The following is a 15,501-nucleotide window of genomic DNA, read 5'->3' on the forward strand; positions in this document are numbered from 1 at the left end:
CCGGGGCGCGGCGCAGATGCGGCACCACGAAGACCCACGCCTGGACGCGCAGCCGGTGCAGGAAGTCCGCGAGGTACGGGTTGCCGAACAGGCCGCTGAGCTCGCGCCAGAACCGCAGGTCGTACCCGATGAGCACATTCAGGTCACCGGCGCACGCGGCCCGCTGCGCCTCCTCGGCCCGGCGCTTCACGGAGACCAGCTGGTCGGCGAGGTGGCTCATGCCGCGCTCGGCGATGCCGCGGAACATGGACTCGGCGATGATGCTGCGGGCCTCGACCATGGAGCGGTAGTCGGCGACCGAGAACTCGTGCACGCGGAAGCCGCGGTGCTGCACGGAGTCGAGGAGCCCCTGCGCGGAGAGGTCGACCAGGGCCTCGCGGACCGGGGTCGCGGAGACGCCGTACTGCTCGGCTATCTCCTTGACGGTGAACTCCCGGCCGGGCTCGAGACGCCCGGCGAGCACTTCGTCGCGCAGCGCGTCCGCGATCTGCTGCCGCAGCGTGCTGCGCGTGACGGCGGGGCTCGCCGGACGGGCCGGGCCGGTGGCGGGGGCCGGGGCGGCCGGGCCTGCGGCGGGGGCGGCGTCGTTGCCGCGGGTGCCGCGCATGGGCGCTTCCCTCCCCCGTGTCGTGGTCGTCGGATGGTGGTGGGCCGGGGTCGTACGGCGGGCACGGTGCGCCCTCGTACGAACCCGTGTGGTCGTCCCGGCTCGCTGGTCATACGCGTCGGGTCATCGGGACACCCTAGCCCGCCCGGCGCGGGACGAGGTCCTGTCGTCAAACTCCCGCCACCCGGAGGGCGGCCCCGCCTCCGGAAACGCCGAGCGCCGGACGGGTGGCCTGGAGACCTCCCGTCCGGCGCCGGAAACGGTGCCGGAGTGGCGTTACACGGTGTGCTCGCCGGCCACCGACAGGGCCTCGTCCAGGATGGCGAGGCCCTCCTTCGCCTCCGCCTCCGTGATGGTGCAGGCGGGCACGGCGTGGGTGCGATTCATGTTGATGAAGGGCCACAGGCCGTTCTTCTTGCAGGCCGCGCCGAACGCCGCCATCGGGGCGTTCGCCTCGCCGCTCGCGTTGTACGGCACCAGGGGCTCGCGGGTCTCCTGGTTCCGTACCAGGTCGAGCGCCCAGAACGCGCCGAGCCCGCGCACCTCGCCCACCGACGGGTGCCGCTCGGCCAGCTCGCGCAGGCCCGGCCCGAGCACGTCGGTGCCGAGGCGGGCGGCCTGCTCGATGACGCCCTCCTCCTCCATGACGTTGATCGTGGCCACGGCGGCGGCGCAGGCCAGCGGGTGGCCGGAGTACGTCAGGCCGCCCGGGTAGGGCTTCTTCGCGAAGGTCTCGGCGATCTCGCCGGAGATGGCGACGCCGCCGAGCGGTACGTAGCCGGAGTTGACGCCCTTGGCGAAGGTCAGCAGGTCGGGCACGACGTCGAAGTGGTCGGCCGCGAACCACGCGCCCGTACGCCCGAACCCGGCCATCACCTCGTCGAGCACGAAGACGATGCCGTACCGGTCGCAGATCTCCCGGACCCCGGCCAGGTAACCCGGCGGCGGCACCATGATCCCGGCCGTGCCGGGGATCGTCTCCAGGACGATCGCGGCGATCGCGCCCGGGTTCTCGTACGCGATGGTGTCCTCGAGGTGCTGGAGCGCGCGGGCGCACTCCTCGTCCTCGGTGGTCGCGTAGAACGGCGAGCGGTACAGGAACGGCGCCCAGAAGTGCACGACCCCGGCGGTGCCGTTGTCGGAGCCCCAGCGGCGCGGGTCACCGGTGAGGTTGATCGCGGCGGCGGTGCCGCCGTGGTACGAGCGGTAGGCGCTGAGGATCTTGGGGCGGCCCGTGTGCAGCCGGGCCATCCGGACGGCGTTCTCGACGGCCTCGGCGCCGCCGTTGGTGAAGAAGATCTTGTCCAGGTCGCCGGGGGTGCGCTCGGCGATGAGGCGTGCGGCCTCGGAGCGCGCCTCGACGGCGAAGGCCGGGGCGAAGGTGGTCATCCGTCCGGCCTGCTCCTGGACGGCCGCGACGACCTTGGGGTGCTGGTAGCCGATGTTGGTGTAGACGAGGCCGCTGGTGAAGTCGAGGTAGCGCTTGCCCTCGTAGTCCCAGAAGTGGGCGCCCTCGGCGCCGGCCACGGCGAGCGGATCGATGAGCTCCTGTGCGGACCAGGAGTGGAACACATGCGCGCGGTCGGCAGCCTTGACGGCGGCCCCCTTCGCAGGGTCGGCAGGCGGAATCTGAGGGCTCAGGGGAGGCTGAGGGGTCATGTGCCGAGGGTAAGTGTCCGAGATCCGGACATTCCATCGGCGTCCTGTCTGTGGACAGGGGCGAGACGGGACAGTGTGTCGGGGTACGTCGGCCTGTCCGGGCGCCGTCCACGGTCGGGGCGTTTCAAGCCCCTAGGCCCGTCTCCGGTCTCGTCTCTAGTCGTCGTCCTCGTCTCTAGTCGTCGTCCTTGTCACGTACGGGCACCGCACCCGCCCGCCCCGACTCCCCGCACCGGATCGCGTACGTCAGGTCCTCGCCGTCGTCGCCGCCGGGCTCCAGCTCGATACGGGCGGACGGGGCGGGCCCCCGGGCGTACTCCTCGACCGAGTAGCCGTCGGTCGGGCTCCAGGACACCAGGTACACCGAGCCGTCGGCCCGGCACTCCGCGGTGGCGGTGCCGCCGGTGAAGCGGACGGTGGAGTGGTGCGGAGGCTTTGCGGGGTATGGCGACTCCGTGGGCTTCGGACCGGCCGCACCGGTGCCGGAAGGCGTCGGAGACCCGTGGCTCGGCCCCGCCGTCAGCGCCTCACGCACCGCCGTGTCGTCGAGCGGCCGGGCCCGCCCCCCGTCACCGTCGGAGCCCGCCAGGGACCACGCCCCGAGCCCGCCCGCGACCGTCACCGCCGCCGCCCACGCCGCGGTGACCGCCGCGCCGCGCCACCCACCACGCCACCTCATGGACCAAGCCTCCCGCACCGTTTCCTAACGCCCGGTTAAAGCCCGGACAAGGTGCGGCCGTCGCCACGGCGGAACGCCCCGCACCCCCTGCCGGGCCGCTGACCTCCCGCCCTACGGTGACTGCATGCCCCACCTACTGGTCATCGAGGACGACTCCCGGCTCCGCGGCGCCCTGGTGCGCGCCCTGCGCGACAAGGGGCACGCGGTGGCCACCGCGCCCACCGGCATGGCCGGTCTGGACGCCGCCGTGACCGACCGGCCCGACCTGGTGGTGCTCGATCTCGGTCTGCCGGACGTCGACGGGGCACAGGTCCTGCGCATGCTGCGGGCCGTCAGCGACATCCCGGTGATCGTGGCGACGGCACGGGACGAGGAGCCGGACATGGTGGCCCTCCTGGAGGCGGGCGCGGACGACTACATCGTGAAGCCGTTCGGCTCGGCCCAGCTGGACGCCCGGATCCGCGCGGTACTGCGCCGCAGCGGCGCCCCCGAGCCCGAGGAGCCGCTGCGCGTCGGCGGGCTGTGCGTCGACCCGGCGGCCCGCGAGGTCACCCTGGACGGCCGCGGGCTCGATCTGACGCCCCGCGAGTTCGACCTGCTCGCCCATCTCGCCCGGCGCGCGGGCCAGGTCGTCTCGCGGCGCGAGCTGCTCGCGGAGGTGTGGCAGCAGCCGCTCGGCGGCGCCGACAAGACCGTGGACGTCCATCTGTCCTGGCTGCGCCGGAAGTTGGGCGAGACGGCGCAGGAGCCGCGCTATCTGCACACCGTACGGACGGTGGGTGTGAAGCTGGCCCCACCAGGAGCGGACGCAGAGGCCGAAGAAGCCGCAGAGGCTGAAGAGCAGCGCCCTACCCCCGGAGGTGCCTGATGCGGCGCTGGCTGCTGCTGCTCACCGCCGCGACCACCGCCCTCGTCCTGGCCGCCCTGCTCGTACCGCTCGCCCTGCTCACCCGCAGCCACGCCGCCGACCGGGCCACGGCGGAGGCGACAGCGCGGGCGCAGTACGTGGCCTCCGGGGCGGGCACGATGATCGGCAGCGGTACGTCCACCGGGGACGAGGCGCGGCACGCCGCGGCCTCCTTCGTGGAGGGTGCCAACAGCCCCGGTGGGCCCGCCACATCCCTGATCCTCGCCGACGGCACCGCGCTCGGCGCGCCCGCGCGGGTCACGGACGCGGTCCGGCTCGCGCGCACGGGCCGGGCCTTCACCTACGCCCCGCCGGACGGCGGACGGACGGTCCTGGTGCCCGTGCAGGGCGCGCGGGGCGGCACGGCCGTCGTCCAAGTGGCGGTGAATTCACGGCAGTTGTACGACGGCATGCTGACCTCCTGGCTGACCTTCGCCGGGATCGGGGTGTGCCTGGTGCTGGCCGGGCTCCTGATCGCCGACCGGCTCGGCGCCCGGCTCGTGGGCTCCGCCCGCCGCCTGTCCGGCGTCGCCGAGCGGCTCTCCGCCGGGGACCTGGAGGCCCGGGCCGAGCCGCAGGGTCCGCCGGAACTGCGGCTCGTGGCCGGGGAGTTGAACCATCTGGCGGCCCGTATCGGGGAGCTCCTCGCGGCCGAGCGGGAGAACGCCGCCGACCTCGCCCACCGCCTCCGTACGCCGCTCGCCGCGCTGCGCCTGGACGCCGAGTGCCTGGGCGACGCCGACGGGGCCGAGCGGATCTGCGCCGGTGTCGAGGCCCTGGAGCAGCAGGTGGACGAGGTGATCCGGCGCGCGCGGCGGCCGCTGCACGACCGGACGCGGCACTCGGGCTCGCAGCGGGCCGACCTCGCGGCGGTCGCCCGGGAGCGGGCCGCGTTCTGGCTGCCGCTGGCGGAGGACCAGGGCCGGGAGGTACGGGTGGAGGTCCCGGACGGGCTCGTCCTGCCCGTCCCCGTACCCGAGGACGAACTGGCGGCGGCGGTCGACGCGTTGATCGGCAACGTACTCGACCACACGCCGCACGGGACCGGCTTCCGCGTGACCGTCACGGCCGCCCGGGACGCCGAGGCCGCCCAGCTCGGTCGGCCGGTCGTGGCCGAAGACGGCTGTCTCGTCGCGGCCGACGACGGCTGTCTCGTCGCGGCCGAAGGCGGCCGTCTCGTCGTGGCCGAAGGCGGCTGTCTTGTCGTGGCCGAAGGCGGCTGTCTTGTCGTGGCCGACGACGGTCCGGGGTTCCCGGTGGCGTACGCGGCCCAGCGGGGCCACAGCGCCGGGGGCTCGACGGGGCTCGGGCTCGACATCGTGCGGCGTACGGCCCAGGAGGCGGGCGGCGCGTTCGAGGTGAGCGGACCCGGGGAGCTGGGTGGCGCCCGGGTCACACTGACGCTCCCCGGCAACCGGCCGGAAACACCTCCCGCACCGGCCGCACCCACCGGTTGATCCCCAACTCCGGGCGCAGCACGGCGAACCCGCACGCGTACTTGGTGAACTCGGACGCCCGGAGCCCGAACCGGTGCAGCACCCGGTCGGCCTCGGTCAGCCGCCCCTTCGTCTTCGTCTCGACGAGGACGAGCCCACCGTCGGCCCGCGCCGAGCCGCCCCCAGCACTCCCGGCACCCCCAGCACCCCCGGCACCCCCAGCACCCCCAGCACCCCCGGCACCCCTGGCACCCCCGCCCGTCAGATCCCGCACCACGAGCCCCGCGTCGCACGTCACCCGCTGCCCGTCCGCCACGAACGTGGCCCGCAGATAGTCCGTCTGCAGCGAGGGCACCAGGCCCTCAGGCGCCTCGAGCCCGTACTCGGAGCGCAGCACACCCGCCAGGAAGCCGCGGCAGCCGTCGTCGAGCGCGTGCTCCGCCCCTTCGAGGCGCCGCCTCCGCTTCACCGTCTCCCCCAGCGGCCCCTTCAGCTTGATCTCGAACTGCCGCTCCCCGGAGTCCCGGTAGAGCCGTTCGCGGATCCGGAAGCGGAGGCGGCGGCCCTGCCGGGCGTCGTGGAAAGTGCGCAGGTCCGGGGTGTCGTAATAGACGGAGTGGTAGTCGAACCAGCGTCGGCCGTTGATGGTGAGCGCCCGGAACGGCCCGCTCGGCCGCCGCGGATCGGTGAGTAGCGCCGCGAACTCCTCGAACACCTCGACCGGCACGAGATAACTGTTGTCGAACCGGGCCAACAACTCGGCCCGCGCGAGGACTTCTGCGAGCGTGACGGGGTGCGCGGCGAGCGCGGCGCGCCCGATGGCACGTACGGCGGGATTCACGGAATCTCCTTCGAGGACGCACACGATCGGGTAAGTTGCCCGTCGTGCGGAGCGAGAACCAAACTCCGTACACGTGCTGATCGAGAACCAAGACAGCACAACCAGAGAGCTTTGCTCTACCAAACCGGGCAGGTTCCGTCCCGGCTGGTGTTGAGGGAGTAAGACCCTTTGAGGTGCTGCCTCGGGAGGCTTCCTGAGCCAGGAATCCCCCTGTTTCAGCTGGGGGAGGGTTCAAGCGAGTTCCTTGTAGGGATGCGGGCGGGTACGCGGGAGGTCCTGCGCGCCCGGCCCGACCCATCCTTCCGTCTCTTTCGGCTGCCGGAAACGCACTTCCAGGACCATCAAGTCCCGTACGTAGTCCACCTCCTGGACGGTCCAGCCGAGCGGTTCTCCAAGCCGCCGGGCCAGATCCGCGCGCAAAGCGGCCGGTTCGCGGTGCACCGCGTCGAGGGTGACGACCGCACGCCGGTCCCGGGCGAACAGCCGCGGGTGGTCGGCCGCGTACACGACCAGGAGCAGCACCCCGGCGAGCGCGGCGGCCGTACCGAGGGCGAGCCCGGGCAGGCCGCAGAGCAGGCCGAGCACGAGCGTCGTGAAGTAGTACGCGACCTCCTGGTGCTGCACGGTGTCCGACCGGAGGCGGATGATCGACAACACCCCGAACAGGCCGAACCCGAGCGCGAGTCCACCCCCGGCCCCGCCCGCCGTACCCCCGCGGGCGAGCGCCGCGACGACGGCGAACAGCGAGACGTTCAACGCCAGATACGCGGGGACGAGCTCGCGCCGACGGTGCCGTGGATAGAAGACCGCGAAGGCCAGCAGGGTCACGGCGATCAGATCGAGGCCGAGGTGGGCAGCGAGCATCGGCAGACTCTGAAGGTTCTCCATGCGCCGGAACGCTAGGAACGAACGGGTTAACACCGCCCCTACGACGGGTTAACGCACCCAGGGCACACATGGCGCCCGCCTCGGCGGCCCGACTCCGTCGGCCCGCTCTATGCTCGAAAGTGTCGGGATGAGGGGGTACGGACCATGGGGGCCTCGGAGTCACAGGAATCCACACCGTCAGAGTCGACGGAGTGGCTGAAGTACCGTGCGGGCGCGCGGAGTTCGACGCCGGACGAACGGAAGCCGGAAACGGATCCGGAGTCCTGGCCGTCACCCTGGGCCGCTCTGGAACCGGCCGACCCACGCGCGGCCGGTCCGTACGAACTCCTCGCCCGCCTCGGCGAGGGCGGCATGGGCCGCGTCTACCTGGCACGCCCCACGCGGCACGGGGACGCCCGGGACAGAGCCGCCCGAGACAAGGCCGCCCAAGACAAGGCCGCCCAGGACGAGTCCGCCCCAGGCATCGCACTCAAAGCCATCCGCCCCGAACTCGCCGACCACCCGGAGTTCCGCGCCCGCCTCCGGCACGGCGTGGCCGGGGCGCGGCGGGTGCCGGGGCCGTGGACGCCCCGGCTCGTCGACGCCGACCCGGACGCGCTGGTCCCCTGGGTGGCCACCGTCCGCATGCCGGGACCGTCCCTGGCCACGGTCGTCCGGTGCGCCGCGGCGCTCGGCCACGGCCCGCTGCCCGGTCCGGCGATACGTGTCCTCGCCGCCGGTCTGGCGTACGCCCTGCGCGACATCCACGCGGCCGGGCTCGTGCACCGCGCCCTCAAACCGTCCCACGTGCTGCTCACCGCCGAGGGGCCGCGCGTCATCGAGTCCGGGACCGCGGGCGCCCTGGAGACGGTCACCGATGGCGGCCTGACCCGCACGGGAACCCTGGTCGGCGCCCCCGGCTTCCTCGCCCCCGAGCAGATACGCGGCGAACCCGCCACCGAGGCCACCGACGTCTTCTCGCTCGGCTCGCTCCTCGCGTACGCCGCCACGGGCACGCCCCCGTTCGGCACTGTGTCCGAAACGGCCCAAGCGGCCCAAGCCGCCCAAGCGGCCCAAGCGGCCCAAGCCGCCCACGGGCCCGACCGGGCCGACGCGGCGCAAGCGGCGATGTTCCGCATAACCCAAGAGGAACCGGACCTGACCGAGGTGCCGGAGGCTGCACTGCGCGACCTCATACGGGCCTGCCTGGCGAAGGACCCCGGGGCCCGGCCGACGGTCGCGACGCTTCTGTCCCACACCGGCGCGGAGGAGCTCGTGCACGGCCACGGTCACCACGCCCGGATACGCGAGCCGTGGCTGCCGGACTGGCTGACGGATCAACTCCGTTCGTACGAGGCGGAGTCGGTCCCACAGGACAGCACCGACGGCAGCCACGGCGACGCCGCGGACCAACAGACACCCCCACACGCACAGCCCGACCCCGACGCCCCGGCCCCCCTGGGCTACGGCCACCCCTCCGGCACCACCGACCGGCCCGACGACCTCAACGGGCCGGACAAGCACCCGGCCCCGCACCTCCCCGGCCTCCCCGGCCTCCCCGGCCACCCCGGCCTCCCCGCACCGAGCTACCACACCCCGCTCTACGACCCGGCCCAGCTGGACCCGCCGCCCCGCCGCAATCGCCGGGTCACCGCGCTGCTGCTCGCGGTCGCGGCCGTCGTCCTCATCGGCGCCGGAGGCTCGGTGTACACGATGATGACCCGCGACCAGAGCCCGGCGGTCGACCAGCACGCGACCCCCGACTCCCCCTCGCCGACGGCCTCTTCGAGCCCGAGCGCCACCCCCAGCGAGAGCCCCAGCGGGAGCCCCGGCCGTGCCCCCAGCGGGAGCCCGACAAAATCGAACTGAACAACTCCCATACACCCCCCGAACCCCGCCCCCGCGCCCGCACACCCGTCCGATCCTGTCTCCGTGGACTGGTTGAACGCCGAAATCATCGTCGCGGTCGTCACGGCCCTGCTCAGCATGGCCGCCTCCACCGCTCTGCTGCTCTACGAGCGCCGCGTGCCGCGCCGCAAGCGCATCGGTTACCGCGTCCAGATGGACACGCCGATCGGCAGCAACAGCGGCAGTACCAACGCGGCCCGCCCGGACGGCCAGGACAACGTGCGCCTGGGCCTGTTCCACGAGGACCGCACGATGCGGGACGCGACCCTCGTACTCCTCCGGTTCGAGAACGACGGCTCGCAGAGCATCAGCATCGACGACTACACGGGCACCGAACCGTACGGCCTGACCGCCCAGTTCACCGGCCGCCAGGTGCACGGCATCTCGGTCACGCTGCCCGAGGGTGCCGAGCATCTGATGGGCCACTTCGCGCCGGGCCGCGGCCTGGGGCACCACGGCGAGACCCTGTACATCCCCCGCGTACGCCTCAACAGCGGCGAGTACTTCAAGATCCTCGTGCTGCTCCGCGGCGGCCACGTCGACGGCGACATCCACGTACGCGGCGGCCTCCAGGACGGCGAGCTGCACAAGAACCACAGCACCACGCCCGACGAGAAGCCGCCGCTGTTCAGCCGCCCGGCCCGCTGGCTGACGGCGCTCCTGATGGTCGGCGTCCTGCTCGTCACCACGCTCGTGATCGTGCAGGCGCAGCAGGACGCGCCGCCTCCGGTCGGCTGCGCGCGCGGCCGTCTGACGGTCGTCGGCTCGACGGCGTTCGGGCCGGTCGCGAGGGAGCTGGAGACGAAGTACGAGAAGGACTGCCCCGGTTCGGACATCGTGGTCGAGACCCGCGGCAGCTCGGCCGGAATCCTGGAACTGGCGCAGAAGGGCGAGGCGTCGAAGAGCTCCCCGCCCCTGGTGGCCCTCTCGGACGGCCCCAAGCCGCAGGGCCACCCGAGGCTGCGCGAGAACCGCCTGGCGATCTCGGCCTTCGCGATGGTCGTCAACGACACGGTGCCGGTGCGGAACCTCTCGCTCCGCGACCTCCGCCGCCTCTACCGCGGCGAGATCCGCGACTGGAAGGAACTGGGCGGCCCGTCGCTCCCGGTGGTCCTGGTGAGCCGTAACTCCAACTCCGGCACCCGCGTGGTCTTCCAGCGCCGCATCCTGGAGTCGTTCGAGCTCGCCGAATCGTCCGCCGACTGCCGCGAGCGCCCCGCCCGTTCCGCCCCCGTCTTCCGCTGCGAACTCGACTCCACGGACCAGGTCCTGGACGCGGTCGCCGACATCCCCGGCGCCATCGGCTACAGCGAGCTCCGCTCCACCACGACCCCGAAGGGCCTGCACCGCCTCAGCCTGGACGGCCACGCCCCACCGGCCGACGACCTGACGGACGTGGAGTACCCGTTCCGCGAGATCGAGTACGCCTACACCTACGGCCGCCCACCCGCCGACTCCCTGGCCTCCAGCTTCCTCAACTACGCCATGCGCGGCAACGGCCAGGACGTGGTCCGCATCCACGGCCACCTCCCCTGCTTCACCCCGGAGGGGTTGACGGCCTGCGCGGCTCAGTGAGCGGGGCACCGGGCCGCCAGCGCCTCACGGACCGCCGCCGCGCCCCTCAGAGCGGCCGCGACGAAGGTTCCTTCCTCGGCGGTACGGGGTGGCGGTGGCCGGAGCGCGTCGGGCATGGGGGCGGGGACGGGCGTCGGCGCGGGGGTGGGCGCCGGCACGGGGCGCTTACGTTCCAGGCGGTTCTTCAGCAAGCCAGCCGGGGAGTACACCGGAGTCGGCAGCCCCTCGGTGAGGGCGGCACGCACCGCCCCCGGCCCCACCCCGGCGGCGAACCACTCCTCGACGAGCGGCGCGAGCCGCACCACCTCCGCGACGCCGAGCCGCAGCCGCCGGTCGCGGCGCCCGAGCGACTGCAGCAACGCGGCCGCGCGGCCGGGGGGTGGTTCTTGTTCCCCGGTACTTTCTCCCAAGGGGAGCGAGCCCGAGGGCCCAGTGGGCTGCTCCCCGGAGGCCAGGTTTCGGCCATCTTCGGGTACGTCGGGCGCGCCGGGCTCGTCGTCGGGTTCACCGTCGGGTTCACCCTCACGGGGCTCGTCGTCGTACGGGGTGTCGAACACCTCGTACCGCGTGAAGAGCCGCCCGGTCTCGCGCTCCTTGTAGACGTCGCGCCGCAGATAACGGGCTTCCTCCAGCTCACGCAGCGCTCCGGCGATCCGGTGCCGCCCTTCCTTGCGCTGCTCGGCCAGCGAACGCACGCACGCGCGCGCCCCGTTGGGGAGGGAGAGGAGGTACATCAGTACGCCTGCCGCACACCACGAGATGCGTCGGTCACGGAGCAGAGCGTTGCCGAAGATGGAGAAATCGCGCACGGGCGCGGTACGGTAAATCCGCATCGGGAGGGTTCGACTCCTGGTGTCACGCCCCCGGATGTTGGCCCATCGCGGGGGCATCTCTATGTCTTGCTCGGTCGCGGCGACACTACGGCGGCGTCATATGCGCGATGCAAGTCAAGTCCCGTTATTTCAACCGTAGTTCACTCGCCAGAGTGACTAGCGCCGTGCGCAGCAGCAGTGTGTGGACGAAGCCGCCCTCGCCCGTCGGCCGATGGCGCCAACTGAGCGGCCAGGTCTGCCCGTTCAGCGCGGGAACCGGGATGTACGAGACGATCCCCGGCCCCGCCGCGAGGCGTGTGACGTACGGCGGCCAGGAGCGGTGCGCCGTACTCCCCGGCGCCACGAGGAAGTAGACCGAGCACCGCCCGTTCTCCTCGACCACGATCGGCCCGGGGTCACCGCCCGTCATCTTCTCCATCAGATCGGCCAAGCGCCGCCCGAGGACACCGTCGACCCGGATCGCGTCGAACTGGACGCCTGCCTTGCGCAGTTGGAACCCGGTGGCGGGGAGCCAACGTGGGGGTTGGTTGCTTTGTGCGTTCATGAGGTGAGTGTCAGTGGGGCGCGTTAGCGTTTTCCATAACTCTCCGTGGAGCGTTGAACACGGTTGAGGGGGCGTTGGGTTCAGTTGAACTTGGTTGAGACCGGTTGAGATCTGGTGGTGTTCGCAATGGCGCGAGCAGAGAACAAGACTGAAGTCGGAGTGGTGTCGCGGATCGTGAGCGACGTCGCGCGCATGATGCGCGAGATGCAGAACCTCTCCCAGGAGCAGGTGGGCAAGAAGGCGGGGTTCACGGGGGCGGCCGTGAGCGCAATGGAGACATGCGCGCAGCCCGCGAGCGACAAGATGCTGGAGAATCTGGAGCCTGTGATTGGGGCGGGGTACGGGTTCTTCGAGCGGGCGCGGGAGTACGTACGGCTGGAGAAGTACCCAGCCCAGTTCCAAAGCTTCGCGCCACTAGAGCAAAAGGCGCTCACGATCAGTTCGTACCAGACCATGGCGGTCGACGGCCTGTTCCAGACAGAGGAGTACGCACACTCCCAGATCAGCGGAAACTTCCCGCCGCTCAAAGCGGAGCGCGTCGACGAACTCGTTGCTGCCCGTATGGAGCGCAAGTCGCTCTTCGACCGCGAGCCTGTTGCGTGGCTGGAGCTGATCCTGGACGAGGCAGTTCTCAAGCGTGGCATCGGCAGCCGCGAGATCATGCGGCGGCAGCTACACCATCTCGTCGAATGCAGCGAGCGGCAAAACGTTGTGGTGCAGGTGCTGCCGCTGTGCCAGGGCTTCAACGGGAAGAACTCAGGGACACCGGGCCCGATGAAGCTGGTTGAGACCCTGGACAACGCCCGCCTGGTCTACCTAGAACCCCAGGACGAAAGCATGCTGATCAGCACTCCCGCAAAGGTGAGTGCGTACGCACACAGGTATGCGAAGATCCGGGCACAGGCCCTGGGCACGCAAGAGTCACTGGGCCTCATCAGACGGTTGGCAGGAGAGCTGAAGTGACCGGCACTTTGCGGTGGTTCAAGTCCAGCTACAGCACCAGCACAGGCGGCGACTGCGTCGAAGTAGCCCAAGAACACAGCGAGTTGGGGGCGGTCCACATCCGCGACTCCAAGCACCCCGAGCTCCCCCACCTCACTGTCCCGCCCGGGGCCTGGGATACCTTCCTCGCGTGGACCCGCTGACCCCACAAGACCCGTACTCCATAGGCCCCTACCGCCTCCTCTCACGCCTCGGCGCGGGCGGCATGGGCCGGGTGTACCTCGCGCGCTCCGAGGGCGGGCGCACCGTCGCCGTGAAGGTGGTGCAGGACGAGTTCGCCCAGAACCCTGAATTCCGGCGGAGATTCGCGCTCGAAGTGGCCGCCGCGCGGCGGGTGGGCGGGCGTTGGACGGCCCCCGTCCTCGACGCGGACACGGACGCGGCGACGCCGTGGGTCGCGACCGGGTACGTACCCGGGCCGGATCTGCACTCCGTCGTCGCCAGGGACCACGGCCCGCTGCCCGAGCGGTCGGTACGGGCCCTCGCGAACGGCCTCGCGCACGCCCTGCAGACCATCCACGGCGCCGCGCTCATCCACCGCGACCTGAAGCCGTCGAACGTACTGCTCACCATCGACGGGCCACGCGTCATCGACTTCGGCATCGCGCGGGCCCTGGACAGCGTGGCCGACGGGATCCGGACCTCCACCGGGGCGGTCATCGGCTCCCCGGGGTTCATGTCGCCGGAGCAAGTGCGCGGGCAGCGGCTCACGCCCGCGTCGGATGTGTTCTGCCTGGGCTCGGTGCTCGCGTACGCCGCCACCGGGCGGATGCCTTTCGGTACGGCGGACAGCGGTCTGCACGCCGTGATGTTCCGGATCGCGGAGGAGGAGCCGGACCTCACGGGCGTACCGGCCGGGGTGGTGGAGCTCGTACGGGCGTGCCTGGCGAAGGCGCCGGAGCAACGCCCGTCCGTGGCCGCGCTGTTGGAGTGGACACCGGACGCGGAGATCCGTCCCGGCGTCCCCTGGCTCCCCGGCCCGCTGCTCGCCCAACTCGGCTCGCACGCGGCCCGGCTCCTCGACGCGGACGCCCCCGCGCACGCGGACGCGTACGCCCGTACGCGCACGCCCGAACCCGCCCCGACACAGGCCCCCGGCACCCCACCCCCGGTTCACATCGCACCGACGCAGGGCGCGGCGCAGCACACGGGCGGCACCCGGCGACGGAGCGCCCGCGTCGCCGTCTACGCGGCCATGGCCGCCGTCATCCTGGCGGCGGGCGGTTTCGCGGCGATGACCCAGCTAGGCGACGAACTGGGAGGTGAGCCGGGAAGCGGCGACGGCAACAAGACCACCGGCTCCGGCGGAGGCGGAAGCGGAAGCGGAAGCGGCTCCGGGCCCACGGAACCCGCGGCCGGGAACTTCGGCGGCACGTGGGAGGGCCTGGTCCAGCGCACCGACAGCTCCGTGTCGGACGAGCACGAGTTTCTGCGGATCAGGGTCGACGGGAGGGGCGGGCCGGGCATGAAGGCGGCCGCCTTCACGTACCTGACCAAGGACGCGTACTGCAAGGTCGACGCGACGTTCGGCGCGAAGCGCGGGAACACGATGACGCTCACCTCGTACAAGGTCGTGAAGCAGGTACGCCACAAGGACTCGACGAGCAGCTGCAACCTGTCCCGCTCGAAGGCGCTGACCCTCTCGGGCGGCGAACTGCGGTGGTCGATGGGCGACCGGACCGCCGAACTGAAGCGGACTCCGCCGAAGCGGCAGCCCATCCACGCGAAGTTCCTCGGCACCTGGAAGTCGGAGACCCAGGGCACGTTGACGATCAAGCAGGGCCCGGCGGGCACGAGGGTCGCCAAGTACACCGGCTGGTCCATCGACTACCGCTGCAACGGCAGCGCGGAACTGGTCTCCGCCACGAAGAACACGGTGACCCTGAGCCCCCTGGAACTCGCCCCCACGACCCCGAAGAACATCGGCTGCCCCCACAGCGTCCCGGAGACCATCACCTGGAAGTCGGCCGACGAACTGGAGCTGCGCTACCCGGAGAGCATCTCGGTACGGCTGACGCGCGCGGGGTGACTCAGCAGACGTAGTTCTTCAAGGGCTCGGTGTCAAGGGTGATACCGACGGGGTCAGGCAGGACGGCGGCCTCACCAAAGGGAACGACATCCTGATGTCGGTATCGGCCCAGGTCGGTGTCCGAGTTGGTGTGGACGACGACCACGCACTCGTCCCGGTCGATGAGCAGGTAGAGCGGGATACCCGCAGCCGCATAAGCAGCGGGCTTCTCCTTTCGGTCGCGACGGTCGGTGTCCGAGTCGTACGAAGTGACCTCGACGACCATCAGTACGCCGTCGGCATCGGACCAATCACCCTGGTGCCCTGCGAAGTGACCATCAGGAGCCAGGATTCCGTCCGGCTTGGCACGGCCGCTTCGGTACTGCTCCACCTTCAGGCCACGATCCGGCGCGTACATCCAGAGATCGGGGCGGTGCTGCATGCAGAGCTTCTGCAGCCACTTGACGATCTCCATGTGATCCCCGTCCGGCACTGCCTTTACCTCGATCCGTCCGTTGATGAACTCCAACGTGACGGTCTCGGGCGCAGTGGAGGCGAGTTCCTCGAACTCTTCCACCGACATCTGAGACGTGCGCTCTGCCATAACCGTCATGTTGCACTCCCCTCCTGAGAGA

Annotated in this window: 15 protein-coding genes; 7 read left to right on the forward strand and 8 right to left on the reverse strand. The window is 71.5% G+C overall.

Annotation, left to right across the window (positions count from 1 at the left end):
* The 3 genes from ACWD10_RS32265 to ACWD10_RS32275 all read right to left on the reverse strand — a co-directional run.
* A partial coding sequence (locus tag ACWD10_RS32265; protein WP_451097211.1) for a GntR family transcriptional regulator occupies positions 1-607 on the reverse strand: 607 nt, incomplete at its 3' end.
* A gap of 276 nt (positions 608-883) precedes the next feature.
* Positions 884-2,266, reverse strand: a complete 1,383-nt coding sequence (locus ACWD10_RS32270) for an aminotransferase class III-fold pyridoxal phosphate-dependent enzyme (protein ID WP_451097212.1) — start codon at positions 2,264-2,266, stop codon at positions 884-886.
* Between the two features lie 175 nt (positions 2,267-2,441).
* Positions 2,442-2,945 carry a hypothetical protein gene (locus ACWD10_RS32275; protein WP_451097213.1) on the reverse strand — a complete coding sequence of 168 codons (504 nt, stop codon included), beginning with the start codon at positions 2,943-2,945 and terminating at the stop codon, positions 2,442-2,444.
* 124 nt (positions 2,946-3,069) lie between these two features.
* On the opposite strand from ACWD10_RS32275, the gene ACWD10_RS32280 reads away from it, so the two are divergent.
* Both ACWD10_RS32280 and ACWD10_RS32285 read left to right on the forward strand, forming a co-directional pair.
* Entirely contained in the window at positions 3,070-3,813 is a 744-nt protein-coding gene (locus ACWD10_RS32280) for a response regulator transcription factor (protein ID WP_451097214.1), read from the forward strand.
* Complete coding sequence (locus ACWD10_RS32285) at positions 3,813-5,309, forward strand: sensor histidine kinase (protein ID WP_451097215.1); 1,497 nt, start codon at positions 3,813-3,815, stop codon at positions 5,307-5,309. The genes ACWD10_RS32280 and ACWD10_RS32285 overlap by 1 nt, the downstream gene beginning before the upstream one ends.
* Here ACWD10_RS32285 and ACWD10_RS32290 read toward each other — a convergent pair.
* Together ACWD10_RS32290 and ACWD10_RS32295 are read right to left on the reverse strand one after the other, a co-directional pair.
* Entirely contained in the window at positions 5,245-6,129 is an 885-nt protein-coding gene (locus tag ACWD10_RS32290) for a VTC domain-containing protein (RefSeq protein ID WP_451097216.1), read from the reverse strand. The genes ACWD10_RS32285 and ACWD10_RS32290 overlap by 65 nt on opposite strands.
* A gap of 231 nt (positions 6,130-6,360) precedes the next feature.
* Positions 6,361-7,017 carry a DUF4956 domain-containing protein gene (locus ACWD10_RS32295; RefSeq protein WP_451097217.1) on the reverse strand — a complete coding sequence of 219 codons (657 nt, stop codon included), beginning with the start codon at positions 7,015-7,017 and terminating at the stop codon, positions 6,361-6,363.
* A gap of 144 nt (positions 7,018-7,161) precedes the next feature.
* On the opposite strand from ACWD10_RS32295, the gene ACWD10_RS32300 reads away from it, so the two are divergent.
* Positions 7,162-8,865 (forward strand): serine/threonine-protein kinase, encoded by a 1,704-nt coding sequence (locus tag ACWD10_RS32300; protein ID WP_451097218.1) that lies wholly within the window; start codon positions 7,162-7,164, stop codon positions 8,863-8,865.
* Between the two features lie 63 nt (positions 8,866-8,928).
* Entirely contained in the window at positions 8,929-10,479 is a 1,551-nt protein-coding gene (locus ACWD10_RS32305) for a substrate-binding domain-containing protein (protein ID WP_451097219.1), read from the forward strand.
* Here ACWD10_RS32305 and ACWD10_RS32310 read toward each other — a convergent pair.
* Both ACWD10_RS32310 and ACWD10_RS32315 read right to left on the reverse strand, forming a co-directional pair.
* Entirely contained in the window at positions 10,473-11,312 is an 840-nt protein-coding gene (locus tag ACWD10_RS32310) for a hypothetical protein (RefSeq protein ID WP_451097220.1), read from the reverse strand. The two genes, ACWD10_RS32305 and ACWD10_RS32310, sit on opposite strands and share 7 nt — an antisense overlap.
* Before the next feature lie 124 nt (positions 11,313-11,436).
* A complete protein-coding gene (locus tag ACWD10_RS32315) occupies positions 11,437-11,856 on the reverse strand; it encodes a hypothetical protein (protein ID WP_451097221.1) in 420 nt (139 codons plus the stop codon).
* A gap of 126 nt (positions 11,857-11,982) precedes the next feature.
* On the opposite strand from ACWD10_RS32315, the gene ACWD10_RS32320 reads away from it, so the two are divergent.
* Genes ACWD10_RS32320 through ACWD10_RS32330 form a run of 3 tightly spaced genes read left to right on the forward strand, consistent with a single transcriptional unit; the run spans position 11,983 to position 14,887 of the window.
* A complete protein-coding gene (locus ACWD10_RS32320) occupies positions 11,983-12,819 on the forward strand; it encodes a Scr1 family TA system antitoxin-like transcriptional regulator (RefSeq protein ID WP_451097222.1) in 837 nt (278 codons plus the stop codon).
* A complete protein-coding gene (locus tag ACWD10_RS32325) occupies positions 12,816-13,001 on the forward strand; it encodes a DUF397 domain-containing protein (protein ID WP_451097223.1) in 186 nt (61 codons plus the stop codon). The genes ACWD10_RS32320 and ACWD10_RS32325 overlap by 4 nt, the downstream gene beginning before the upstream one ends.
* Positions 12,989-14,887 (forward strand): serine/threonine protein kinase, encoded by a 1,899-nt coding sequence (locus ACWD10_RS32330; RefSeq protein WP_451097224.1) that lies wholly within the window; start codon positions 12,989-12,991, stop codon positions 14,885-14,887. Before ACWD10_RS32325 ends, ACWD10_RS32330 begins: the two co-directional genes overlap by 13 nt.
* A 1-nt stretch (position 14,888) precedes the next feature.
* On the opposite strand, the gene ACWD10_RS32335 is transcribed toward ACWD10_RS32330, so the two are convergent.
* The gene (locus ACWD10_RS32335) at positions 14,889-15,479 is read right to left on the reverse strand and encodes a Uma2 family endonuclease (RefSeq protein WP_451097225.1); all 591 of its coding nucleotides are present in this window, start codon (positions 15,477-15,479) and stop codon (positions 14,889-14,891) included.
* Between the last annotated feature and the right edge of the window lie 22 nt (positions 15,480-15,501).

This window comes from Streptomyces sp. NPDC002851 (assembly GCF_053591935.1).

What these genes read in the sequence shown, in the direction of transcription:
- ACWD10_RS32270 (WP_451097212.1), bottom strand. Translation starts at nt 2,266, where the DNA reads ATGACCCCTCAGCCTCCCCTGAGCCCTCAGATTCCGCCTGCCGACCCT.
- ACWD10_RS32275 (WP_451097213.1), bottom strand. Translation starts at nt 2,945, where the DNA reads ATGAGGTGGCGTGGTGGGTGGCGCGGCGCGGCGGTCACCGCGGCGTGG.
- ACWD10_RS32280 (WP_451097214.1), top strand. Translation starts at nt 3,070, where the DNA reads ATGCCCCACCTACTGGTCATCGAGGACGACTCCCGGCTCCGCGGCGCC.
- ACWD10_RS32285 (WP_451097215.1), top strand. Translation starts at nt 3,813, where the DNA reads ATGCGGCGCTGGCTGCTGCTGCTCACCGCCGCGACCACCGCCCTCGTC.
- ACWD10_RS32295 (WP_451097217.1), bottom strand. Translation starts at nt 7,017, where the DNA reads ATGGAGAACCTTCAGAGTCTGCCGATGCTCGCTGCCCACCTCGGCCTC.
- ACWD10_RS32300 (WP_451097218.1), top strand. Translation starts at nt 7,162, where the DNA reads ATGGGGGCCTCGGAGTCACAGGAATCCACACCGTCAGAGTCGACGGAG.
- ACWD10_RS32310 (WP_451097220.1), bottom strand. Translation starts at nt 11,312, where the DNA reads ATGCGGATTTACCGTACCGCGCCCGTGCGCGATTTCTCCATCTTCGGC.
- ACWD10_RS32315 (WP_451097221.1), bottom strand. Translation starts at nt 11,856, where the DNA reads ATGAACGCACAAAGCAACCAACCCCCACGTTGGCTCCCCGCCACCGGG.
- ACWD10_RS32320 (WP_451097222.1), top strand. Translation starts at nt 11,983, where the DNA reads ATGGCGCGAGCAGAGAACAAGACTGAAGTCGGAGTGGTGTCGCGGATC.
- ACWD10_RS32335 (WP_451097225.1), bottom strand. Translation starts at nt 15,479, where the DNA reads ATGACGGTTATGGCAGAGCGCACGTCTCAGATGTCGGTGGAAGAGTTC.